23 protein-coding genes and 1 pseudogene are annotated in these 22,993 nt (G+C 73.4%); 9 read left to right on the forward strand and 15 right to left on the reverse strand.

Annotated elements, in window-relative coordinates; all coding sequences use genetic code 11:
* The first annotated feature begins 13 nt into the window (after positions 1 to 13).
* Entirely contained in the window at positions 14 to 1,438 is a 1,425-nt protein-coding gene (locus ABD223_RS10125) for an FAD-binding oxidoreductase (protein ID WP_344035764.1), read from the forward strand.
* Positions 1,439 to 1,447: 9 nt separating this feature from the next.
* Here ABD223_RS10125 and ABD223_RS10130 read toward each other — a convergent pair whose 3' ends face one another.
* Positions 1,448 to 1,849, reverse strand: coding sequence for a nuclear transport factor 2 family protein (locus ABD223_RS10130; protein WP_344035765.1), 402 nt, complete (start codon positions 1,847 to 1,849; stop codon positions 1,448 to 1,450).
* An 84-nt stretch (positions 1,850 to 1,933) separates the two neighbouring features.
* Positions 1,934 to 2,923: a hypothetical protein gene (locus ABD223_RS10135; protein WP_344035766.1), complete on the reverse strand. Its 990-nt coding sequence runs from the start codon at positions 2,921 to 2,923 to the stop codon at positions 1,934 to 1,936.
* A gap of 151 nt (positions 2,924 to 3,074) precedes the next feature.
* Between ABD223_RS10135 and pnuC the strand changes: the two genes are divergently transcribed.
* Entirely contained in the window at positions 3,075 to 3,716 is a 642-nt protein-coding gene (pnuC, locus tag ABD223_RS10140; protein ID WP_344035767.1) for a nicotinamide riboside transporter PnuC, read from the forward strand.
* A complete protein-coding gene (locus ABD223_RS10145) occupies positions 3,713 to 4,789 on the forward strand; it encodes an AAA family ATPase (RefSeq protein ID WP_344035768.1) in 1,077 nt (358 codons plus the stop codon). The genes pnuC and ABD223_RS10145 overlap by 4 nt, the downstream gene beginning before the upstream one ends.
* Here the strand turns inward: ABD223_RS10145 and ABD223_RS10150 are convergent.
* Positions 4,786 to 5,412, reverse strand: coding sequence for a nitroreductase family protein (locus tag ABD223_RS10150; protein ID WP_344035888.1), 627 nt, complete (start codon positions 5,410 to 5,412; stop codon positions 4,786 to 4,788). The two genes, ABD223_RS10145 and ABD223_RS10150, sit on opposite strands and share 4 nt — an antisense overlap.
* Positions 5,413 to 5,577: 165 nt before the next feature.
* On the opposite strand from ABD223_RS10150, the gene ABD223_RS10155 reads away from it, so the two are divergent.
* Both ABD223_RS10155 and ABD223_RS10160 read left to right on the forward strand, forming a co-directional pair.
* Positions 5,578 to 6,978 carry a YibE/F family protein gene (locus tag ABD223_RS10155; protein WP_344035769.1) on the forward strand — a complete coding sequence of 467 codons (1,401 nt, stop codon included), beginning with the start codon at positions 5,578 to 5,580 and terminating at the stop codon, positions 6,976 to 6,978.
* Between the two features lie 10 nt (positions 6,979 to 6,988).
* On the forward strand, positions 6,989 to 7,852 hold the full coding sequence (locus tag ABD223_RS10160; protein ID WP_344035770.1) for a spermidine synthase: 864 nt from the start codon (positions 6,989 to 6,991) through the stop codon (positions 7,850 to 7,852).
* 7 nt (positions 7,853 to 7,859) lie between these two features.
* Here the strand turns inward: ABD223_RS10160 and ABD223_RS10165 are convergent, their stop codons facing one another.
* From ABD223_RS10165 to ABD223_RS10175, 3 genes and pseudogenes are all read right to left on the reverse strand, one after another.
* Positions 7,860 to 8,483, reverse strand: a complete 624-nt coding sequence (locus ABD223_RS10165) for a hypothetical protein (RefSeq protein ID WP_344035771.1) — start codon at positions 8,481 to 8,483, stop codon at positions 7,860 to 7,862.
* Positions 8,480 to 8,734 (reverse strand): annotated as a pseudogene (locus tag ABD223_RS10170) (His/Gly/Thr/Pro-type tRNA ligase C-terminal domain-containing protein); the annotation flags it as partial. The gene ABD223_RS10165 and the pseudogene ABD223_RS10170, both read right to left, overlap by 4 nt.
* Positions 8,735 to 8,847: 113 nt before the next feature.
* Complete coding sequence (locus tag ABD223_RS10175; RefSeq protein ID WP_344035773.1) at positions 8,848 to 9,546, reverse strand: MBL fold metallo-hydrolase; 699 nt, start codon at positions 9,544 to 9,546, stop codon at positions 8,848 to 8,850.
* Between the two features lie 147 nt (positions 9,547 to 9,693).
* Between ABD223_RS10175 and ABD223_RS10180 the strand changes: the two genes are divergently transcribed.
* Entirely contained in the window at positions 9,694 to 10,548 is an 855-nt protein-coding gene (locus tag ABD223_RS10180; protein ID WP_344035774.1) for a peptidylprolyl isomerase, read from the forward strand.
* A gap of 149 nt (positions 10,549 to 10,697) precedes the next feature.
* The gene (locus ABD223_RS10185) at positions 10,698 to 10,907 is read left to right on the forward strand and encodes a hypothetical protein (RefSeq protein WP_344035775.1); all 210 of its coding nucleotides are present in this window, start codon (positions 10,698 to 10,700) and stop codon (positions 10,905 to 10,907) included.
* 51 nt (positions 10,908 to 10,958) lie between these two features.
* Here ABD223_RS10185 and ABD223_RS10190 read toward each other — a convergent pair whose 3' ends face one another.
* The 8 genes from ABD223_RS10190 to ruvC all read right to left on the reverse strand — a co-directional run bounded on the left by ABD223_RS10190 (position 10,959) and on the right by ruvC (position 20,142).
* The gene (locus tag ABD223_RS10190; RefSeq protein ID WP_344035776.1) at positions 10,959 to 13,259 is read right to left on the reverse strand and encodes a RelA/SpoT family protein; all 2,301 of its coding nucleotides are present in this window, start codon (positions 13,257 to 13,259) and stop codon (positions 10,959 to 10,961) included.
* Between the two features lie 214 nt (positions 13,260 to 13,473).
* Positions 13,474 to 13,992, reverse strand: a complete 519-nt coding sequence (locus ABD223_RS10195) for an adenine phosphoribosyltransferase (protein WP_344035777.1) — start codon at positions 13,990 to 13,992, stop codon at positions 13,474 to 13,476.
* Positions 13,989 to 15,200, reverse strand: coding sequence for a protein translocase subunit SecF (secF, locus tag ABD223_RS10200; protein WP_344035778.1), 1,212 nt, complete (start codon positions 15,198 to 15,200; stop codon positions 13,989 to 13,991). Before secF ends, ABD223_RS10195 begins: the two co-directional genes overlap by 4 nt.
* Before the next feature lies 1 nt (position 15,201).
* Positions 15,202 to 17,067 carry a protein translocase subunit SecD gene (secD, locus tag ABD223_RS10205; RefSeq protein ID WP_344035779.1) on the reverse strand — a complete coding sequence of 622 codons (1,866 nt, stop codon included), beginning with the start codon at positions 17,065 to 17,067 and terminating at the stop codon, positions 15,202 to 15,204.
* Positions 17,068 to 17,227: 160 nt separating this feature from the next.
* A complete protein-coding gene (yajC, locus tag ABD223_RS10210; protein WP_344035781.1) occupies positions 17,228 to 17,599 on the reverse strand; it encodes a preprotein translocase subunit YajC in 372 nt (123 codons plus the stop codon).
* Positions 17,600 to 17,867: 268 nt separating this feature from the next.
* Positions 17,868 to 18,980, reverse strand: a complete 1,113-nt coding sequence (ruvB, locus tag ABD223_RS10215) for a Holliday junction branch migration DNA helicase RuvB (protein WP_344035783.1) — start codon at positions 18,978 to 18,980, stop codon at positions 17,868 to 17,870.
* The gene (gene ruvA, locus ABD223_RS10220) at positions 18,977 to 19,567 is read right to left on the reverse strand and encodes a Holliday junction branch migration protein RuvA (protein WP_344035784.1); all 591 of its coding nucleotides are present in this window, start codon (positions 19,565 to 19,567) and stop codon (positions 18,977 to 18,979) included. Before ruvA ends, ruvB begins: the two co-directional genes overlap by 4 nt.
* A complete protein-coding gene (gene ruvC / locus ABD223_RS10225; RefSeq protein WP_344035785.1) occupies positions 19,564 to 20,142 on the reverse strand; it encodes a crossover junction endodeoxyribonuclease RuvC in 579 nt (192 codons plus the stop codon). Before ruvC ends, ruvA begins: the two co-directional genes overlap by 4 nt.
* A 212-nt stretch (positions 20,143 to 20,354) precedes the next feature.
* Here ruvC and ABD223_RS10230 point away from each other — a divergent pair, with 212 nt between their 5' ends.
* Together ABD223_RS10230 and ABD223_RS10235 are read left to right on the forward strand one after the other, a co-directional pair.
* Complete coding sequence (locus tag ABD223_RS10230; protein ID WP_344035786.1) at positions 20,355 to 21,908, forward strand: diguanylate cyclase domain-containing protein; 1,554 nt, start codon at positions 20,355 to 20,357, stop codon at positions 21,906 to 21,908.
* 68 nt (positions 21,909 to 21,976) lie between these two features.
* Complete coding sequence (locus ABD223_RS10235; protein ID WP_344035889.1) at positions 21,977 to 22,423, forward strand: cupin domain-containing protein; 447 nt, start codon at positions 21,977 to 21,979, stop codon at positions 22,421 to 22,423.
* Between the two features lie 46 nt (positions 22,424 to 22,469).
* Here the strand turns inward: ABD223_RS10235 and ABD223_RS10240 are convergent, their stop codons facing one another.
* A complete protein-coding gene (locus tag ABD223_RS10240) occupies positions 22,470 to 22,982 on the reverse strand; it encodes a DinB family protein (RefSeq protein WP_344035787.1) in 513 nt (170 codons plus the stop codon).
* Positions 22,983 to 22,993: the final 11 nt, after the last annotated feature.

Below are 22,993 nucleotides of genomic sequence, written 5' to 3' on the forward strand. Positions count from 1 at the left end.
GATGATGTCCGGCATGGTCGTGTCTCGGCGGGACTTGCTGCGGTGGACGGGGACGGGCGCGATCGGCGCGGTGGCCGGGACGGCCGGCGCGGAGGCGGGGACGGCCGGCGCGGCGCCGCGGTGGGCGCGGCTGCGGGAGCGGTTGGCCGGCGAGCTGCTGCTGCCCGGCGACGACGGCTACGACACCGCGCGGCTGCCGTTCAACAGCCTGTTCGACCACCACCGGCCGGCGGCCGTCGCCCGCTGCGCGCGCCCCGACGACGTGCAGCACTGCCTGGAGGAGGCCCGGCGCCACGGCGCCCGGGTGGCCGCGCGCGGCGGCGGGCACAGCTACGGCGCGTACTCCACCCCGGACGCGGGCCTCGTGGTCGACCTCGGGCCGATGTCCGGGGTCGAGGTGCGGGCGGACGGCACGGCGGTGGTCGGCGCGGGGGCCCGGCTCCGCGACGTCTACGCCGCGCTGGGCGCGGCGGGCCGCGTGGTCCCGCTGGGCAACTGCCCCTCGGTCGGCATCGCCGGGTTCACCCTGGGCGGCGGCCTCGGCTGGCTGGACCGCGCCTACGGGCTGACGTGCGACTGGCTGCGGTCGGCCCGCGTGGTGACCGCGGACGGCCGCCTGCTCACCGCCTCCGCCGGGTGCGAGCCGGACCTGTTCTGGGCGCTGCGCGGCGGTGGCGGCGGCAACTTCGGCGTGGTCACCTCGTTCGAGTTCGCCACCGCGCCCGCGCCGCCCGTGCTGACGGTGCTCCGGCTCCGGTTCCCGGCCGGGTCGGCGACGGACGTGCTGGGCGCGTGGCAGCCGTGGAGCACGGCGGCGCCGGAGGCCCTGTCGACCACGTGCGTGGTGCTGCCGGACGGCTCGGTCGACGTGACCGGCTGCGCCGTGGGGCCGGCGACCCCGGCGCGCGCCGAGGTCGCCCGGCTCGTCGACGCGGTCGGCGTCCCGGCGCCCCTGGAGGACGCCGAGGTCGACTACCCCGCGGCGGTGGGGATCATGACCGGCGGCCACCCGCCCCGCAACGCCTTCCGGGCGTCCTCGCGCATCGCGGACGGGCCGTGGGCCGACCCGGCGGCCGTCGCGGGAACCCTCGACGGCCGCCGGAGCGCGCTGCTGATCGTCGGCGCGCTGGGCGGCGCGATCGACCGGGTCGGCCCGCGCGGCACGGCCTACCCGCACCGGGGCGCGCCCACCTCGGTCGAGGTGTTCGGCACGGTGGCCGACCGCCCCGCGGCCGAGGTGACCCGCGAGGTCGACGAGGTGCAGCGGGCGCTGGCGCGGCTCGTCGGCACGGGCACCTACGTCAACTACCTCGACCCCCTCCAGGAGGACTGGGCCCGCACCGCCTACCGGCACAACCTGCCCGAGCTGCGCCGGGTGGCCCGGCGCCACGACCCGGACGGCGTGCTGCGGTTCCCCCGGTCGGTCACCGCGCGGTGAGGCCCCCGGTCACCACCCGCCCTGGACCATGGTCTGGAACAGCCACTTCCCGCCGCTCCTGACCAGCAGGTCGCCGTAGCGCACGACCTGCGAGTGGTCCCCGGCGGTGATGGTCGCGTCGGTGATCACGAACACCAGGTCGGCGCTGACGAAGTGCGGCGTGCGGACCGACTCCATCCCCACGTCGCCGTCGCCGAGGCTCGCCGCCATGTCCCGCAGGAACCGCTCCCGGTCCCACGACTGCGCCGACCCGTCCGTGACCGCGTTGACCGGGAACAACGCCATCCCCGCCATCGCCTCGACGTCCTTGGCGACCGCCAGGGCGTCCCACTCCTCGAACCACGCGAGCACGCCCGCGACATCCTCCTCGGTCGGCGCGAAACCCGCTCCACCACTCGGTACGGCACTCATACCGTACATTGTACCGTACGCCGTACGGAGAGAGCGGGCGTGATCGACCCAGGGCGGTGGAGGTCCACCGCGGAACCTTCGGCGTCAGGCGGGCGCGGCGGAGCAGTTGTGGCTGACCAGGCCGTTGGCCACGAAGTCGCCCGTGCCGGTGGTGATGTCGTGGAGGGTCCGCGCGGCGCCCAGGGACTCCACGGACACCACCTCCAGCCGGGAGGTCACCGGCACAGCCATGCCCTCCACCGCGTTGCCGCGCGGGAGCACCGGGCCGATCAGGTGCAGGAACCGCAGCCGCGCGGCCAGCCCGCCGACCACGCGCACGCCGCGCACCTCGACCACGTGCGGCACCTCCAGCCGCAGCAGCGCCCGCACGGCCGCGTCGAACACCGCGCCGTCCGAACTGGACATCACCAGCTCGCCGCCGGTGGAGCTGCCCCTGGCGTCGAACAACCCCGCCAGGAAGCCCTTCGACCACTCCTCGCCCGGCTCGGCCGCCGGCTCGGGCAGCTCGCCGTCCCGCGGCACCCACCCGCGCCCCCACCCGCCCGCGCGCCCGCCGGCGAAGTCGCGCACGCGCGCCAGCACCTCCGGGTCGCACGGCGGGCCGCCGCGCACCGCGCCCCACAGGTAGCCCCGCCGGTAGTCCGGCAGGTGCGCGGGCGGCGCGGCGAACCGGCCCGTGCCGACCAGGCGCGCGCCCTTCACCAGGTGCGGCCGCGACTCGGCCCCCTCGCACCGGCCCGGCGCGAGGTGCCGCCAGCCCTCGTCGGTGAGGAACCGGTGGTCGCCGCTCGCCACGACCTGCGTGCCGTCGCCCAGCACCAGCCGGTAGGCGGGCCTGGTGGTCTTCCAGTGCGCCCGCACGCGCGTGACCGCGAACCGGCCCTCGCGCGTGCCGAACACCTCCTCGCCGACCGACAGCTCGGAGAGGGGCCTGGTGCGGCCGTCGGCCAGCAGCACCGGCGTGTCGCCCGCCAGGCAGCGCGCGCCGGCGCGCACCGCCCGGCGCGGGTCGACCACCCGGGGCGACGGCAGGTCTCCGCCGGGTAACCCGTTGGGCACCGATTCGGCGTCCACCCCGGGGAGCGCGACGCCGACGGGACCCGGGGTTCGTACGCTGCGGACCAGCCCCGGCGGAATCCGCCGCCGGCCGGCCCCGTCCCCCTGCCCGTCCCACCTCATGCCACCATTCGAACACGTGTTCGAACAACGGTCAAACGGAGTTCCCTTGTCCCTGCTGGACTTCATCCTGTGGCCCTTCGACAACCCGGCGGTCACGTTCGCCGGCGTCACCACGAGTTGGGGCGAGGTGGTCGGTTTCGTCACCGGCGCGCTCTGCGTGTGGCTCGTGGCCCGGCAGAACCCGCTCAACTGGCCGATCGGCATCCTCAACAACCTCGCCTTCCTGGTGCTGTTCGCGACCTCCGGCCTGTACGCGGACTCCGGCCTCCAGGTCGTCTACATCGCACTCGCGCTGTACGGGTGGTGGGCGTGGCTGCGCGGTGGCGCGGACCACTCGGCGCTGCCGGTCAGCCGGACCACCCCGGCGCAGTGGTGGTCGCTGCTGGCGGCCGGCGTCGCGATCACGCTGCTGCTGGTGTGGGTGCTCACCTCGTTCACCTCCTCCACGGTGCCGTGGGCGGACTCCGCGACCACCGCGCTCTCGCTGCTGGCGACGTGGGGCCAGACCCGCAAGAAGGTCGAGTGCTGGTGGCTCTGGATCGCCGCGGACGTGATCTACGTCCCGTTGTACGCCTACAAGGACCTGTGGCTGACCGCGATCCTCTACGTCGGCTTCATGGCCCTGTGCGTGCTGGGGCTGCGCAACTGGACGAAGGCGCTGCGCGCGGACGAGCCGGTCCCCGCATGACCGACTTCGACCACGCGCTCGTGCTCGGCAAGTTCTACCCGCCCCACGCCGGGCACCACAACCTCATCCGCGCGGCGGCGGCGCGGAGCAGGCGCACCACGGTGACCGTGCTGGCCTCCCGCGTGGAGTCGATCCCGGTGGCCGACCGGGTGGCGTGGCTGCGCGCCGAGCACGCGGGCACGCCCGGCCTGGTGGTCCTGGGCGACGTCGACGACCACGAGATGGACTTCGACAGCGACGCCGTGTGGGAGCTGCACATGGGCGTGGCGCGGGCCGTGCTCGCCCGGCGCGCGATCCTGGACGGCGACCCGTCCTCGGCGGCCGTGGACGCGGTGTTCTCCAGCGAGCGCTACGGCGACGAGATGGCCAAGCGCCTGGGCGCGCGGCACGTGCTGGTCGACCTGGACCGGACGGCGTTCCCGGTGTCCGGCACGGCGGTGCGGGCCGACCCGCGGGCGCACTGGGACCACCTGGCGCGGCCGACCCGGGTCGGCCTGTGCGCGCGGGTCGTGGTGCTCGGGGCGGAGAGCACCGGCACGACCACGTTGTCCCGGCGGCTCGCCGAGCACCTGGGCGCGCCCTGGGTGCCCGAGTACGGCCGCGCCCACACCGAGGCCAAGCTCGCCGCCGCCCGCGCGTTCGACCCGGGCGCCGACGTGGGAAGTCTGGTGTGGACGGTCGGCGACTTCCAGGACGTGGCGCGGCGGCAGCGGGAGCTGTGCGACGCCGCGGTGTCCGGGCCGGTCCTGGTGTGCGACAACGACGCGTGGGCCGCGACCGCGTGGGCCCACCGGTACCTGGGCGAGCCGCGCCCGGACGTGGCGCCGGACGCCCACCGCCCCGCCCTGTACCTGCTGACCGACCACGTGGGCGTGCCGTTCGAGCAGGACGGGTGGCGGGACGGCGAGCACCTGCGCGCGTGGATGACCGGGTTGTTCCGGGAGGGCCTGGCGGCGCGGGGCGTGCCGTGGCGGCTGGTCACGGGATCGCCGGACCAGCGGCTGCGGCAGGCCCTGGAGGCCTGCGAGGAGGCCGTCGCCGGGCACTTCCGGTTCGCCGACCCGCTGGGCTAGACGGTGACCAGGACCTGGTCCAGCGACTTGCGGACCAGGTTGGGCACCACGCAGTCGTCGGCCGGGTAGCCGATCGGGACCACCGCGAACGCCTTCTCGTTGCGGGGTCGGCCCAGCACCTCGCCGAGGAACCCCATCGGCGAGGGGGTGTGGGTGAGCGCGGCGAGCCCGGCCAGGTGCAGCGCGGTCAGCAGCATGCCGACCGCGATGCCCACGGACTCGTCGACGTAGTAGTGCTTGCGGCGGGCGCCGCCCTCGTCCAGGTAGTAGCGCTGCTGGAAGACGACGACCAGCGCGGGCGCGTCGGTCAGGTGCGGTTTGACGTCGTCGGTGCCGAGCGGGCGCAGCGCCTCCAGCCACTCGTCGCCGAGGCGGCCCGCGTACGAGGCGCGCTCCTCCTGCTCGGCGGCCTCCCGGATGCGGCGGCGCACCGCGGGGTCCTTGACGAGGACGAACGTCCAGGGCTGCTGGTGGGCGCCGCTGGGCGCGGTGGCCGCGACCGCGACCGCGTCGAGCACGGCCCGCTCCGGCACCGGGTCGGGCGAGAACATGCGGACGGTGCGCCGCCGCGCCATGCGGTCCCGCAGGTCGGCGGCGGCGCGCAGGGACGACTCGACGGGCATCCGGGCGGGCCGGTAGGGCACCGGTTCGAAGGGTTCACCGTGGTTGGGTGTCCAGTTCGTGGTCACGCCGCGAGCCTCGCACCACGGCCGCGCCGGCTGAAGCGCCCAGCGCGAAATCCGCACCGAACCGTCCGGAATGCGGACAGCGGGCGGAGTTCGGGCAGTATGTGCGCCGTGCACGCCAAGGACCTCATCGCCGCGCACGGCCACGGCCACGGGCACGGCGGGCCCGCCGAACCCGCCTCGCGACGCGTTCGCCGGCTGCTCCTGGTCCTGCTGCTGCCGCTGGTGGCGGCCACGGCGGTCGGCGCGGTCCTGCTGTACCCGTTCGGGCACGAGCAGCCCACGGGCGCGGAGGCGGGCATCGCCCAGGTGCCGGTGCGCGGCGACGTGACCGCGGTGGCGGCGGGCGGGTGCGGCCCCGACGCCGACCAGCCGGGCGCGTCCGGGTGCGTGCTGGTCACCGTGCGGATGACCGACGGCGGAGCGGCGGGCCGGGACGTGCGGGTGCCCGTGCCGGACCAGCCGGGCACGCCGAGCTTCGCGGTCGGCGACGCGGTGGTGCTGTCCTACGGCGGCGGCAACCCGAACGACAGCTCGTCCTACCAGCTGGCCGACTTCCAGCGCGGCGTGCCGCTGCTGCTGCTGGGGCTGCTGTTCGCGGCGGCGGTGCTGCTGCTGGGCCGGTGGCGGGGACTGGCCGCGCTGGGCGCGCTGGCGTTGAGCCTGGTGGTGCTGGTGGTGTTCGTGCTGCCCGCGATCCTGGCCGGCGAGAGCCCCTTGGCGGTGGCCGTCGTCGGCGCGGGGCTGATCATGTTCGCGGTGCTGTACCTGACGCACGGGGTGTCCGCGCGCACCTCGACGGCCGTGCTGGGGACGCTGGCGAGCCTGGCGCTGATCGGCGTGCTCGGCGCGGTGTTCTCGGCGTTCGCCAAGCTCACCGGGCTCGACCAGGACACCGCGAACCTGGTGGGGCTGCTCGGGCACGGCATCGACACGCGGGGGCTGCTGCTGGCGGGCACGATCATCGGCGCGCTGGGCGTGCTGGACGACGTGACCGTGACGCAGACCAGCGCGGTGTGGGAGCTGCGGCGGGCGAACCCGTCCCTGGGGTTCGGCGAGCTGTACGCGGCGGGGTCCCGGATCGGCCGCGACCACATGTCGTCGGTGGTGAACACGCTGGTCATGGCCTACGCGGGCACGGCGCTGCCGCTGCTGCTGGCGTTCTCGATCTCGGGGCGCAGCCTCGGCGAGATCCTGACCGCGCAGGACGTGGCGCAGGAGGTCGTGCGGACCCTGGTGGGCAGCATCGGCCTGGTGGCGGCGGTGCCGATCACCACCGCGCTGGCCGCGTTCGTGGCGGGTCGTGAACCCGACGGGTCCGCCGCGGAGGAGCCGGAGGAGCGGGAGGAGCGGGAGGAGCGGGAGGAGCCCACGCCCTACCGCGCACCCGACCTGCGCCGGCACCGGGTGGCGGGCGACCTGCGCACCGGCTACGACCCGGCCAAGGGCCCCTGGCGACGACCCCGGCGGTCACCGGCGCCCGGCCCCGGTGGCGCGCGATAGGTTGTCCGGCGTGGGACGCATCAGGAAGGCCGACGAGACGATCAGCAGGGAGGTCGACTCGGGCATCGCGGAACTCGTCCCGGACCCGGACGTGCCCAGGGCGTGGACGCTGCGCCTGAACGGCACGCCCCAATCCCACGTCGACCTGGACGACCCGACCCACCTGGAGTTCGAGTACGTGCGCCGCCTGGGCCACGTGGCCGACCTGGTGGCCGACCCCGGCGCCCCCGTGCGGGCCCTCCACCTGGGCGGCGGCGCGTTCACCCTGCCCCGCTACATCGCCACCACCCGGCCCCGCTCCAGCCAGCAGGTGGTCGAGATCGACGCGGCGCTGGTCTCCCTGGTCCGCGGCGTCCTCCCGCTGGACCGCAACTGGCGGCTGCGCATCCGCACCGGCGACGCGCGCGCCGTGCTGGTCAGGGCCCCGGAGGCGGCCTTCGACCTGGTGGTGACCGACGTTTTCGCGGGCGCGCGCACCCCCGCCCACCTGACCTCGGTCGAGTTCGTCTCCCAGGCGGCCCGCACCCTGCGACCGGGAGGCGTCTACGCGGCCAACATCGGCGACGGCGGCGGCCTGTCGTTCGCCAAGTCGCAGGCCGCCACCGTGCGCGCCGTCTTCCCGCACGTCTGCGTGCTGGCCGAGCCGACCGTGTTCCGCGGCCGCCGCTTCGGCAACTTCGTCCTGGTGGCCTCGCACGCGGAGCTGCCGGTGGCCGACCTGACCCGCCGCACCGCGGGCGACCCGTTCCCGGGCCGGGTCGAGCACGACACCTCGCTGACCCGCTTCATCGGCGGGATGCCGCCGACCACCGACGCGAACGCCATCCCGTCCCCGCCGCCGCCGAAGGGCACGTGGGGCCTGGCGGACGACTGACGCGCCGTCAGTCCAGCGTCGAGACGAACCGCGAGATCGCGTCCGGGTTCAGCTTCTGCGCCAGCCGGCCCGACGGCGCCATCGACCCGAGCTTGTACAGCGGCCGGTCGGCCGCCGCCAGCCCCCGCGCCTCCGCCCGCAGCTGCGCCACCAGCAGCTCGGAGAACACCAGCCCCGGCGCGTCGCCCCGCCCGGCCAGCACGTCGGCCAGCCGGCGCAGCGGCAGGACGCCCTGCTCGCGCCCGCCCGTGCCGGCGTAGAGGGCCAGCGCCAGGTTGATCGCCTTCCCGCCGCCGCGCACGAGCAGCCCGACCGTCCGCGTGCCGCGCATGTCGGTCACCAGCAGGTCCAGCTGGTCGGCGGCGCGCAGGTCGACCGACCGCGTCCCGAAGGCGCGGACGGACAGCACGTGGCCCTCCAGCCACACGTGCCGCCACGCCTCCGAGACCGCCAGCAGCAACAGGGGCACGGCGAACACCGCCGCCGCGACCAACCCCGCCGTCCGCCCGGCGAGCAGCCCCAGCAACCCGCCGAACGCGGCGGCGACGATCAGCGCGCCGATCGCGACCGTCCGGGCGCGCTTGCGCACCGCTCTCGGGTCCAGCAGGTCCAGGGGGATCCGCTCGTTCACCGGCCCAACGCCTCCACCACCGACGTCACCACGTCCGCCAACGGCACCGGGCGCTGGTCGCCCGACGCCAACTCCCTGAGCTGCGCGACACCGGCCTCGACGTCCCGCTCGCCCAGCACCAGCGCGAACCTCGCCCCCGACCGGTCCGCGCCCCTCATCGCGCCCTTGAGGCCCCTGCCGCCGTAGGACAGGTCGAACCGCACACCGGCCGCCCGCAGCGGCGCGGACAGCGCGACCAGCCGCGACTTCGCGGTGCCCTCGAACACCGGCAGCTCGACGTGGCCGGCGGCCCGCGCGGCCGTGAACGAGGCGCAATCCGGCGGGAGGTGGTCGGGCACACCCTCGGGAGCGGGAAAAGCGCTCACTACAGTCCTCTGCGAGGTGCGGCCGGGGTGCCCTCGGCGCCCACGTCCACCAGGAACGGGTTGCCGGCGCGCTCGCGGCCGATGGTCGTCGTCGGCCCGTGGCCGGGCAGCACCACCGTGTCGTCGGACATCGTCAGCACCTTCGTGCGCAGCGACGTCAGCATCGCGCGGTGGTCACCGCCCGGCAGGTCGGTGCGCCCGATGGAACCGGCGAAGAGGGTGTCGCCGGACAGCACGAGCCGCCCGCCCTCCTCCGTGCCGGTGCGGAACATCACCGACCCGCCGGTATGGCCCGGCGAGTGGTCGACGGTCAGCCGCAACCCGGCCAGCTCCAGCTCGGCGCCGTCGGCCAGCTCGCGCACCTCGCGGGGCTCGCGCAGCTCCATGCCGCCGAACATCGCCCGCGACTGGGCGCCCATGCCCCGCTGCGGGTCCGACAGCAGCGGGCGGTCGTCCGGGTGGACCCACGCGGGCACGTCGTTGCCGTCGCACACCGGCGCGACGGAGAAGCAGTGGTCGAAGTGCCCGTGGGTGAGCAGCACCGCCACCGGGGACAGCCGGTGCTCGCGCAGCGCGGCGGCGACCGGCTCGGTGGCGCCCTGACCGGGGTCGACGATGACGCAGGCCTCACCCGCGCCCGCGGCCAGCAGGTAGCAGTTCGCCTGGAGCGCCCCGGTCGGGAACCCGATCACCAGCACGGGAGCACCTCTCAACGGCAACGGATCGACAACGGATCCCCGCGGACCCCTCAACCAGCCTATCCGGCACACACCAGCTATATACGAGCCCCCTAGACTGCTCACCGATCGTCGCCGTCGACGGGAAGAAATCCAGGGAGGTTTGAGGTGCCGACCAACGTGCAGCGCCGCGAGCAGGCCAAGCGGAAGCTGGAACGTCAGCTCGCCCGCAGGGTGGAGCGCGCGAAGCGGCGCCGGAGCTTCGCCATCATCGGTACGGTCGCCGCCGTGATCGTGGTCGCGGGCGGCGTCTACTTCTTCGCCTTCGTCCGCGGCTCCGACGACGCCAACACCGACGCGGCGAACAGCTCGACCTCGCCGTCGGCCCCGAACGACGCCCCGGCGTCGATCCCCACCGAGCTGCACCCGGCGGTCAAGCGCCCCACGCCCCTCGCGGCTCCGGTCAACTGTGAATACCCGGCAGGCGACCAGGCCGCGAGCAAGGAGGTCCAGGCTCCCGCGGCGGGACAGGTCTCCGCGGAGGGCACGGTCGGCGTCACGCTGGCGACGTCCGTCGGCGACCTCAAGCTGACCCTGGACCGCTCGCTGGCGCCGTGCGCGGTGAACAGCTTCGCCCACCTCGCGGAGCAGGGCTTCTACAACGACACCACGTGCCACCGCCTGACCACCTCGGGCATCCAGGTCCTGCAGTGCGGCGACCCGAGCGGCACCGGCAGCGGCGGCCCCGGCTACAGCTTCAAGGACGAGGTCTGGCCCGAGCTGACCTACGGCCGCGGCCTGCTGGCCATGGCGAACTCCGGCCCGGACACGAACGGCAGCCAGTTCTTCATCGTCTACGGCGACGGCCAGAACCTGGAGCCGAAGTACACGGTGTTCGGCACGGTCGACGAAGAGGGCCTGAAGAAGGTCGACGAGGTCGCCAAGGCCGGCACGGACAGCGGCCAGGGCGACGGCAAGCCGAAGACCCCGGTCGACATCAAGACGGGGACCGTGGTCGAGTAGCGAACGCCCGCCGAGCTAGCACCCGACAAGCCGGGACCACTCCGAAGCGGAGTTCGGTCCCGGCTTTTCGCTGTTCAGAGGCCTGACACCCCGGTAACTCCGCGTATTGATCCCCCTGAACCCCATCGGTCGAACCGGCCTCGGGTGGAATGCGCGCGGAAGTGGTCTGCGGGCTCCACCGGGAGATCCGGGGCCGGCACTGGGGGAACCGCACGAACTCGATCAAGATCATCCGGTTTCGCGAGGCCTTCAGCACCGTGTGGGCGCACGCGTGCACGGGCCCCCACAGCGACACCCTCGTCGGCCACCAGGACACCGCGCCCGTCGTCGAGGTGCTGTCCGGTCCCCGCATCCCCTGACCCGCCGGTTCGCGGACCCCCGGGGCCGGCGGTCCCGGGGGTCCGACCGGGTCAGGACGCCGAAGTCACGCGGTACACGTCGTAGACGCCCTCCACCGACCGCACCGCCTTCAGCACGTGCCCCAGGTGCTTCGGATCCCCCATCTCGAACGAGAACCGCGACACCGCCACCCGGTCCCGCGAAGTCGTCACCGAAGCCGACAGGATGTTCACCTTCTCGTCGGCCAACACCTTCGTCACGTCCGACAACAACCGGTGCCGGTCCAAGGCCTCCACCTGGATGGCCACCAGGAACACCGAAGAGGACGAAGGCGCCCACTCCACGTCCAGCAACCGCTCGGGCGTGCTCAACAGCTCGTCGGCGTTCGTGCAGTCCGTCCGGTGCACGGAAACACCGCCACCGCGCGTGACGAACCCCAGGATGTCGTCACCCGGCACCGGCGTGCAGCACCGGGCCAGCTTCACCCACACGTCGGACGCGTCGCGGACGATCACGCCGGCGTCCCCGGTCACCCTCCGCCGGGCCACCGTGGACGGCGTGGACCGCTCCGCCAGCTCGTCCTCGGCGTGGTCGACCCCGCCCAGCTGGGCGACGAGCCGCTGCACCACGTGCCGCGCGGAGGTGTGCCCCTCCCCCACGGCCGCGTACAGCGCCGACACGTCCGGGTAGTGCAGCTCCTTCGACAGCGCGCCCATCGAGTCGGCCGACACGAGCCTCTGCAGGGGCAGCCCGACCCTCCGGACCTCCTTCGCGATGGCGTCCTTGCCGACCTCGATGGCCTCTTCCTTGCGCTCCTTCGCGAACCACTGCTTGATCTTGGCCTTCGCGCGGGGCGACGCGGCGAACGACAGCCAGTCCCGGGACGGCCCGGCGCCCTCCGCCTTGGAGGTGAAGATCTCGACGACCTCGCCGTTCTCGAGCTTGCGCTCCAGGGCGACGAGCCGCCCGTTCACCCGGGCGCCGATGCACCGGTGCCCGACCTCCGTGTGCACCGCGTACGCGAAGTCGACCGGCGTGGACCCCGTCGGCAACGTCACCACGTCACCCTTCGGGGTGAACACGAAGATCTCCCGCGCCGCCAGGTCGAACCTCAGCGACTCCAGGAACTCGCCCGGGTCGGCGGCCTCCCGCTGCCAGTCCAGCAGCTGCCGCATCCAGGCCATCTCGTCGACCTCGACGCCCTTGCCGCTGTGGGTGCCGCGCGTCTCCTTGTACCGCCAGTGCGCCGCGATGCCGTACTCGGCCGTGCGGTGCATGTCGTAGGTGCGGATCTGCACCTCCAGCGGCTTGCCGTCCGGCCCGATCACGGTCGTGTGCAGCGACTGGTACACCCCGAACCGGGGCTGGGCGATGTAGTCCTTGAACCGGCCGGGCATCGGCTGCCAGAGCGCGTGCACCACGCCCATGGCCGCGTAGCAGTCGCGGACCTCGTCCACCTGGATGCGCACGCCCACCAGGTCGTGGATGTCGTCGAAGTCCCGACCGCGCACGATCATCTTCTGGTGGATGGAGTAGTAGTGCTTCGGGCGGCCCTCCACCTTCGCGGTGATCCGCGCGCCCTCCAGCTGCTGCGACAGCTCGTTGATCACGCCGCTGAGGTAGGTGTCGCGCGACGGCGCCCGGTTCGCGACCAGCCGCACGATCTCGTCGTACTTCTTCGGCTGGAGGATGGCGAACGCGAGGTCCTCCAGCTCCCACTTCACCGTGGCCATGCCCAGCCGGTGCGCGAGCGGGGCCAGCACCTCCAGCGTCTCCCGCGCCTTGCGGGCCTGCTTCTCCGGCGGCAGGAACCGCATGGTGCGCATGTTGTGCAGCCGGTCGGCGAGCTTGATGACCAGCACGCGCGGGTCCTTGGCCATGGCGATGACCATCTTGCGGATGGTCTCGGCCTCCGCCGCCGCGCCCAGCTTGACCTTGTCGAGCTTGGTGACGCCGTCGACCAGCAGCGCGACCTCGTTGCCGAAGTCGACGCGCAGCTGGTCGAGCGAGTAGTCGGTGTCCTCGACCGTGTCGTGCAACAAGGCCGCGACCAGCGTGGTCGTGTCCATGCCCAGCTCGGCGAGGATCGTCGCCACGGCCAGCGGGTGGGTGATGTAGGGGTCGCCCGACTTGCGCCGCTGCGGGCGGTGCTTCTCCTCCGCCACGTCGTAGGCGTGCTGGAGCAGCGCCAGGTCGGCCTTCGGGTGCAGGTCCCGGTGCACCGCGGCCAGCGGTTCGAGCACCTGCTTGACCGGTGCGGCCCGCTGCGCGGTGATACGACGGGCCAGCCTCGCGCGCACTCGCCTCGTCGCCGACGCGGGCCGCTCGGGCACCGGCTGCGCCGACTGGGCGGATTCGATGTCCTGGCTCAACCACGCTCCTCGGGTCTAGGAATCGAGGATAACTCCGTTGAGCCGGCAGCCTCGCAGAAGAACCGGTGAGCGGCACGCTTCACACGACGAGCAGCACCCGGGCTTCAGCCGAACGGGTCGCCGTCCACCTGCATGAACGCGCTCTCAGCGCCCAGACCGCCCCGTCCGGGACAAACTTGAGGAGCCATTCGGCGTGGAACCTCCGCCGGCGCCGCTAAACCGCCATCAACGCGCTGACGCCCCGCCCGGCCAGCCGCTCACGACCGCCCAACGAGGGGATCTCCAGCACCACCGACACCCCGGTCACCACGCCGCCGGCCGCCTCGACCAGCTCGCAGGCGGCCGCCGCCGTCCCGCCGGTCGCCAGCACGTCGTCCACGATCACAACCCGCTGACCGGGCAGAACGGCCTCGGCCGGCAGTTCGAGCGTCGCCTCGCCGTACTCCAGGGCGTAGGACACCCGGTGCGACACGGCCGGCAGCTTCCCCGGCTTGCGCAGCGGCACGACCCCGTACCGCCACCCGTACCCGAGCGCCGCGCCCAGCAGGAACCCGCGCGACTCGACGGCCGCCACCACCTGCGTGTCCGGGTGGACCGTGCCCTGGAGCCCGTCGACCACCGCGCGCAGCGCGTCGGGGTCGGCCAGCACGGGCGTGAGGTCCCGGAAAACGACCCCCGGTCGGGGGAAGTCCGGGACCTCACGCATCAGGCCGAGCGCTCGGTCGAGCTTCAACGGTGCTTCTTGCCGGTCGGCCGGCGGCGGGCGTCGGCCGGCTTGGTCGTGCGCGACGGCGCGCCCGCCGCGGCGGCCATCGCCTTCTCCCGCCGCATCTCGGCCTGCACCGCCTCGTCGTCGGTCGACTCCACGACCGTCGACTCGTCGGCGGCGGCAGCGGCGGCGGCCTCGGCCCCCGCCTCGCCCGCCGCGGCCTTGCGGGCCAGGTTGTCCCGCCGGGCCTGGACGCGGGCCGCCTGCGCCTTGTAGCGCGGGTCGCGCATCTTCAGGTCCACCGCGACCGGGGTGGCGATGTAGATCGACGACAGCGCGCCGACCGCCATGCCCGCCAGCTGCACCAGCGCCAGGTCCTTCAGCGTGCCGACGCCGAGCAGGCCGGCGCCGATGGCCAGCAGGCCCACCACCGGGAGCAGCGCGATCAGCGAGGTGTTGATCGACCGCATCAGGGTCTGGTTGACCGCCAGGTTGGCCGCCTCGCCGAAGGTGCGGCGGGTGAGGCCGAGCAGGCCCCGGGTGTTCTCCTTGACCTTGTCGAACACCACCACGGTGTCGTACAGGGAGAAGCCGAGGATGGTCAGCAGGCCGACGACGGTCGCCGGCGAGACCTCGAAGCCGACCAGCGAGTAGATGCCGGCCGTGATCAGCACGTCGTGCGCCACCGCGACCAGGGCGGCGATCGCCATGGACAGCTCGAAGTACAGCGCCAGGAAGATCGCCACGGCCACGAAGAACACGGCGAGCGCGATCAGCGCCTGGGTGGTGATCGCGCCGCCCCAGGAGGCGGACACGGCGCTGTCGCTGATCGTGTCGATGCCGCCGGTGGGCTGGAGGTCCTCGTTGAGGCCCTGCTTGACCCGCGCGATCTCGTCGGCGCTCAGCGTCTCGGAGCGGATCTGGATGGTCGCCGAGTCGCCGGTGCCGACGACCTGCACGGCCGTCGCGTCCCGGCCGACGGCCTCGGTGAAGCTCTCCTCGACCGCCTCGATGCCGATCTCGCCGGACGCGCTCTGCGCCGGGAGCTGCACCCGGGTGCCGCCGGTGAAGTCGATGCCCAGGTTGAAGCCCTTGAGCACGATCGACAGGATGCACACCAGCAGGACGGCGCCGAAGATCGCGTACCACCGCTTGCGCTTGCCGATGATGTCGAAAGCGCCGTTGCCGACGTAGAGGCGCTGGAAAACACCAAGCTTCTTGGGCCCGGCCACGTCAGGCTCCCTTCACCGCGGTGCCCTTGGCGGCGCGGTCCTCGATGGCGGCCTGGACGGCGCCGCCGAGGCCGGACAGCTTCGGGTTGGACAGCTTCTTCGACTTGGACACCATCGCGACCAGCGGGTGCGTGACCAGGAAGACCACGACCAAGTCGAGCACCGTCGACATGCCCAGGGTGAACGCGAAGCCCTTCACCTGGCCGACGGCGATCACGTACAGGATGGCCGAGGCCAGGAAGCTCACCGCGTCCGCGGACAGGATCGTGCGCCGGGAGCGGACCCAGGCCCTCGGCACCGCGGAGCGGAACGACCTGCCTTCCCGCACCTCGTCCTTCAACCGCTCGAAGAACACCACGAACGAGTCCGCGGTGATGCCGATCGCGATGATGAAGCCGGCGATGCCCGCGAGGTCGAGGGTGAACCCGATCCAGCGGCCGAGCAGGATCAGCACCGCGTAGACGACCACGCCGGACAGCACCAGCGACAGGATCGTCAGCAGGCCGAGCAGGCGGTAGTAGAACAGGCAGTAGACGAACACCAGCGCCAGGCCGATGCCGCCCGCGATCAGGCCGGCCTCCAGCGAGGCCAGGCCCAGCGTCGCGGACACCGTCTCGGCCTCGGAGGCCTCGAACGACAGCGGCAGCGAGCCGTACTTGAGCACGTTGGCCAGGCCGTTCGCCTCGGCCTGGTTGAACTGGCCGCTGATCTGCGTGCTGCCGCCCAGGATGGGCTCGTTGATGTTGGGCGCGGACACGACCTCGCTGTCCAGCACCACGGCGACCTGCTGCTGCACGTTCGCCGAGGTGAACTTGCCCCACTTGTCGCCGCCCTCGCCCTTGAAGGTGAGGTTGACGATGAAGCCGGCGCCCTGCGGGTCGGTGCCCGAGATGGCGTCGTCGATGTCCTCGCCGGTCAGCCGCGAGTACAGGCTGTAGTCGCTGTCCTCGACGCTGCCGTCGTTCGGCGGGAACACCGGGCCGAGGACGTACTTCTCGGTCTTCTCCCGGTTGCAGGTCAGCAGCGGCAGGTTCGGGTCGTCGTTGCCGAGCAGCGGGTCGACGGAGGGGCAGGTGAACGCGTTCAGCGCCTGCGAGACGGTCTGCGCGTCCAGCGTGGTCAGCTGCGCGTCCTGCCGGCAGGTGCGGGCCTCCTCGATGGCCCTGGGCACCTCTTCGGAGTACTGGCCGCCGAACACCGCGCGGCAGTCGACCTGCGGCTCGGCCGGCGCCGACGGGTCGGCGGGCGCGGGCGGTTCGGTGGCCGGCGCCGACGGGTCCGCCGGCGGCGTGCTCGTGCCCTCCGGCTGGGCGGCCCGCATCGGGGCCGGGCGGCCCTGCGCGGTCGTGGTCGGCGCGGAGGCCGTCTCCGACGCGGGGTTGCCGCTCGTGAGCGGGGCTTCGGAACCCGAGGTGGGCGGCGCCTCGGAGCCCGAGGTGGGCGCGGCGCTGCCGGTCGTGCTCGGGACGGGCTCCGCCGGGGCGTTCGGCACCGGGGCGCCGATGACCTTGCGGAAGTTCAGCTTCGCGGTCTGACCGAGGCGCTTGGCGCCCTCGCTGTCCGAACCGGGGACCGTGATCACCAGGTTGTCGCCGTCCCGGACGACCTCCGCGCCGCCGACACCCAGGCCGTTGACGCGCGTCTCGATGAGCTCGCGAGCCTGGTTGAGCGCCTCTTCCGTGGGTGCCTGACCATCAGGAGCCCGAGCGGTCAGCGTGACTCGCGTGCCACCCTGGAGGTCGATGCCGAGCTTGGGTGTCGCCTTGCCGTTCCCGGTGAAGAACACCAGGGAGTACAGCGCGACCACGATGAGGACAAATGCGCCCAGGTACTTCGCGGGGCGGATTTGCCCGGCCGGAGGTGCCACGGTCCGTCCGTCTCCTGATAGTTGACAAGGTCAGCGAGGGCGCAGCGTACCCGTCAAGGTGTGAGCTGCGCGTCACTGCCCGGAGCCGGCGCGTTCACAGTTGCCGGCCCCGGGCCTGGTGAGGGCGCCCGGCGGGGCGCCCCGCCCCTCCCTTCGGGGCTTACTTCTTGACGTCGTGCTGTGCGGGCTCCCTGACGTCCTGCGCCACGACGTCCTGGTCCGCGGTGGTCTCGTCCTCGACGTCGTCGACGACGGCGTCGGTGGTCTCGACCTCCGCGACGACCTTCTCGCGGACGGCCTGGCGCAGCCAGGTGGTCACCACGCCGGGGGCGACCTCCAGGTCGATCGTGGTGTCGTCGCTCGCGTCGGCGACGGTCGCGAACAGCCCGGAGGTGGTCATGATCCGGTCACCCGGCTCCAAGGACTTCAGCAGGGCCTGCTGCTCCGCGACCGCGCGCTTCTGCTTCCGGGCGCTGAGGAACAGCGGCACCGCGAGCAGCACGAGCATCAGCGGGAAGAGCAAGGATTCCATGATTCTCCGATCAGCCGGACGTGCGAGCCACGCGTAGGTGCGCCCGGAACGTCCGATTTTCTGGGGGGCTGGTCCTGATTGTGCCAGGTCAGCAATCCCGGTCACCCGCAGGCGTCACCCAACCACGTGACCGACCCGGGCTCAAGCCCCCCGGTCGACGCCTGACCAGCGGGGCCCGGTCCGGCGGACCGGGCCGGGTCGATCACGGGACGCCCGACCGGCCGGTTCCGACCGGCGTCGCCGACCGGCCGCCGACCCGCGCCGGCCTTCAGCCCGCGTCGTCGAACAGCGACCTGGCGCTCTCGCCGGGCGCCCGCGCGGGCGGCTGGAGGCCCAGGTGCAGCCAGGCCGAGGCGGTGGCCACCCGGCCGCGCGGCGTCCGGGCCAGCATCCCGGCGCGCACCAGGTACGGCTCGCACACCTCCTCGACCGTGGTCGGCTCCTCCCCCACGGCCACGGCCAGCGTCGACACGCCGACCGGCCCGCCGCCGAACGAGCGGACCAGCGCGCCCAGCACCGCCCGGTCCAGCCGGTCGAGCCCCAGCTCGTCCACGTCGTAGACGGCCAGGGCGTCCCGGGCCACCTCCAGGGTGACCGCGCCGTCCGCGCGCACCTCCGCGTAGTCCCGCACGCGGCGCAGCAGCCGGTTGGCGATGCGGGGCGTGCCGCGGGACCGGCGCGCGATCTCGACCGCGCCGTCCTCGCGGAGGTCGACGCCGAGGATCCCGGCCGAGCGGCGCAGGATGAGCTCCAGCTCGTCCGGGTGGTAGAACTCCATGTGGCCGGTGAAGCCGAACCGGTCGCGCAGCGGCCCGGTGAGCGCACCGGACCGGGTGGTCGCCCCGACCAGGGTGAACGGCGCGATGTCGAGCGGGATGCTGGTCGCGCCGGGGCCCTTGCCGACGACCACGTCGACGCGGAAGTCCTCCATCGCCAGGTACAGCATCTCCTCGGCGGGGCGGGCCATCCGGTGGATCTCGTCGATGAACAGCACGTCGCCCTCGACCAGGTTGGACAGCATCGCGGCCAGGTCGCCCGCGCGCTCCAGGGCCGGGCCGGAGGTGATCCGCAGGGACGCGCCCAGCTCGGCGGCGATGATCATGGCGAGGCTCGTCTTGCCCAGGCCGGGCGGCCCGGACAGCAGCACGTGGTCCGGCGGCGCGCCGCGCCTCATCGCGCCGTGCAGCACCAGCTCCAGCTGCTCGCGGACCTTCGGCTGGCCGACGAACTCGCCCAGGTCCCTCGGCCGCAGGGTCGACTCGACGTCCCGCTCGGCCGGGTCGGGCAGCGGGTTGAGGGCGTCCTCGTCCGCGTGGTCCCCGAGGTGGTCGCCGAGGTGGTCGCCGGGGCGGTCGTCCACGTGGTCCCCGGGGTGGGTCATCGCTTGCGCCCCAGCGCGGCGAGGGCCCGGCGCAGCACCTCGGAGGTGCCCAGCGAGCCGTCGGCGGACAGCACGGCGTCCACGGCCTGCTCGGCCTGCCTGGCCGGGAAGCCGAGGCCGAGCAGCGCCTCGGTGACGTGGTTGCGGACCTGGCCGGAGTCGCTCGCGGCGTCGGGCGCGGACGCGAGCTGCCCGACCTTGTCGCGCAGCTCGATGATCAGCCGCTCGGCGCCCTTGCGGCCGATGCCGGGCACCTGGGTGAGCACGGTGATGTTGCCCTCGGCCAGCGCCGCCCGCAGCTTGTCCGGCTCCAGCACGGCCAGCGTCGCCAGCGCGATCCGCGGCCCGATCCCGGACACCGTCTGGAGCAGCCCGAACAGCTCGCGGGCCTCGGCGTCGGCGAACCCGAACAGGGTCAGCGAGTCCTCGCGGACGACCAGCGAGGTGGCCAGCCGGGCCTCCTCGCCGCGGCGCAGCGAGGCGAGGGTCGCGGGGGTGGCCTGCACGGCGAAGCCCACGCCCCCGACCTCGACGACCGCGTGGTCGAGCCCGATGGACAGCACCTGCCCGCGCAGCGACGAGATCACTGGGCATTCCTCCCGGTCTTGGCGACGGCTTGCGCCAGTTTCGCGCGGTGCGCCCTGGCCAGTTCAGCCGCCCTCGCCTGCGCCTCCTCCATGCGGGTCTTCATGGGCGCCCGCCACAGGTGGCAGATGGCCAGCGCCAGCGCGTCCGCGGCGTCGGCGGGCTTGGGCGCGACCTTGAGCCCGAGCAGCTTGGTCACCATGGCGGTGACCTGGGCCTTGTCCGCCCGGCCCGAGCCGGTGACCGCGGCCTTGACCTCGCTGGGCGTGTGGAACACGACGGGCAGGTCCCGGCGCGCGGCCGACAGCGCCACCACGCCGCCCGCCTGCGCGGTGCCCATGGCGGTGCGCACGTTGTGCTGGCTGAACACCCGCTCGACGGCGACCACGTCCGGCCGGTAGGCGTCGAGCCACCGCTCGACGGCGTCGGAGAGCTGGAGCAGCCGCACGGCCAGGTCGGCGTCGGCGGGGGTGCGCACGACGTCGACCGCCACCGGGCGCACGGTGCGCCCGGGACCGCCGTCGACCACCCCGAACCCGCACCGGGTCAGGCCCGGGTCGACTCCGAACACGCGCACGGTCACATCTCCTCGGGCCGTTGGCGAACACCAGTTCGAAACTCTAGAGGTCCGTGATGACCCGCGTGTCGCTGACACGCGCACGGTGACCAACCGGCACCCCCAATCGACACAGCGTCACCAAACTCATTACAGTGGCTCGGTCCACCTGATCGACTCCAGCGGCGGCATGGGCAGTGGCGGCATGACAGTGGCGGCGTAGGCGGGGTGCCATGACCCTGAGGCGATTCGGCTTCATCGCCGTTGCCGTCTGCGCCGCGGTCCTCGTCCTGCTGTGCCTGGTCGTCTCCGGCGCCCTCGACCGGTCCACCTCGGTGGCGCTCGACAAGTTCACCCAGTTGACCGCCTCGGCCGCCGCGATGCTGTCGTACTGGCGCGCGGCCCTGCGGCGGCAGGGGGTGGCGCGGCGCTGGCGGCTGTGGATGGCCGCGGCGATGGCCAGCCTGGTGGTGGGCCTGTGCGCGTGGATCTGGGGCCAGGTGTTCCTGGGGGTGTCGCTGCCCTCGTCGACGCTGGCCCAGCTGGGGTTCATGCTCGTGCCCGCGCTGACGCTGTGCGCGGTCGTGGTGCTCTCGCACGGCGGCTCGGGCACGCTGCCCGGGCACCGCAGCAGGCTGGTGGTCGTGCTGGACGGGCTGATCGTGGTCGGCTCGCTGTTCGTGCTGACGTGGGTGTCGCTGCTGGAGTCGATGGTCCGGGCGTGGGCGACCTCGGGGCCGGGGTTCGCGACCGTCGTGGCGCACCCGGCGGCGTACCTGGTGATGCTGGTCGTGCTGCTGGTGTCCTCGTGGACGCACCGCTCGGTGCGGCAGCTGCCGGTGCTGTTCATCGCGTTGGCGGGCCTGGCGCAGTCGGCGTCGGGGTGGGGGTTCGCCTACCTGGTCAGCAAGGGCGCCACGGTCATCCCGACGGTCGCCGACATCGGTTTCATGGTGTGCCCGGCGCTGTTCTTCCTCAGCTCGATCGCGCCGGGCGGGGCCGGGCGGGAGCGGACCGCCTCGACGCGGCTGCGCGCGGGCGAGCTGCTGCACCTGCTGGTGCCGTACCTGCCGATGCTGGTCACCGGCCTGTTCATCGTGGTCGGCACGGCCACCGGGGTGCGGCTGAACCCGCTGGAGATCTACGTCGGCCTCGGCGTGGTGCTGCTGGTGATCGCGCGGCAGCTGCTGACCCTGATCGACAACGTGAAGCTGCTGGACCAGCTGCGCGAGAGCCGGGAGCGGCTGCGGCACCAGGCGTACCACGACCCGCTGACCGGGGTGGCCAACCGGGCGCTGTTCCGGGAGCGGCTGGACGCGGCGCTGGCCGGGCCGTCGCCGGTGGTGGTGCTGTTCATCGACGTGGACGGGTTCAAGGACGTCAACGACAACTACGGCCACGCCGAGGGCGACGCGGTGCTGCGGATCGTGGCGTCGCGGTTGCAGCACTGCGTGCGGGCGCAGGACGTGGTGGCGCGGCTGGGCGGCGACGAGTTCGGCGTGCTGGTGAACGGCTACCCGCAGCCGCCGGAGGAGATCGGGCGGCGGGTGCTGGAGGCGTTGCGGGCGCCGCACCGGACGGCGGCGGGCGCGCACGAGGTGCGGGCGTCGATCGGGATCTCGCACCGGGAGGCGTTCGACCCGTCGCTGACGGCGGACGACCTGCTGGGCAACGCGGACGCGGCGATGTACACGGCCAAGCGGCTGGGCAAGGGGATGGTCGTGGTGCACGGGTCGGTGGAGGCCGGGGCCGGGGTGGACGCCGGGATGAACCCGGAGATGACGTGAACGCGGGCGTGGGCTCGAACGGGGTGGGTGCGGACGGGACGGGCGCGGACGGGACGGGTGCGGACGAGGTGACCGCGGACGAGGTGATCGCCTCGCTCGGGTTGGCCGAGCTGCCGGTGGAGGGCGGGTGGTTCGGGCAGTCGTGGCGCTCGCCCGAGGCGTCCGCGATCTACTACCTGCTGCGCGAGGGCGAGTTCTCCGGCGTGCACCGGCTGGACCACCTGGAGGTCTACGCCCACCACCGCGGCGCGCCGCTGCGGATGCTGCTGCTGCACCCGGACGGCGCCGTGACCCGGCCCGTGCTGGGCCCGGACCTGGCCGCGGGCCAGCGACCGCAGGTGGTCGTGCCGGCCGGGGTGTGGCAGGCGGGCGAACCGGTCGGCGGGTGGTCGCTGGTGGGCACGGTGGTGGTGCCGCCCTACACCGATGACGTGGTGACCTTCGGCGCGGCCGACGCCCTCGCCCGCGCCTACCCCGACCACGCGGCCGACCTCCGCCGGCTGTGCCGGCTCTGAGCGGTGAGCGCCGACCGATCGCTCACCGCCTGCCGTCCGGCTCGGGTCAGCCCATCGTCTTCTGGCCGTCGATGGTCTCGCGGATGATGTCGGCGTGACCCGCGTGCTGCGCGGTCTCGGCGATGAGGTGCAGCAGGACGCGGCGGATGGTCCAGGACGCGCCGGGCTCGAACCAGGGGGCGTCCGGGAGCCGGTGGGCGGTGTTCAGGTCGAGGTCCCGGAGGACGCGCTCGGTCTTGCGCGCGGTCTCCTCGTACTCGGCGAGCACGCCTTCCAGCGTCTCGGCCTCGGTCATCCGGAAGGCGTCGGTCCAGTCCTGCTCCGCGAAGGAGCCCTGGTCCACCATCAGCTCGGCGCCGCCGACCGCGAAGCGCAGCCAGGACTCCTCGGTCTCACGGACGTGCTTGATCAGGCCGCCGACGGACAGCTCGCTCACGGTCGGCCGCGACCGGGCCTGCTCGTCGGTCAGCTCCCGGGCGGTGTGGCGGAGGAAGCCGCGGTGCGTCGCCAGGGTGCTCAGCAGGTCGGACAGCTCGGTGGTGGCGATCGCGGTGGTCATGGGGTCCGCCC

It is taken from the genome of Saccharothrix xinjiangensis, from assembly GCF_039527585.1.
Lineage (GTDB): Bacteria > Actinomycetota > Actinomycetes > Mycobacteriales > Pseudonocardiaceae > Actinosynnema > Actinosynnema xinjiangensis.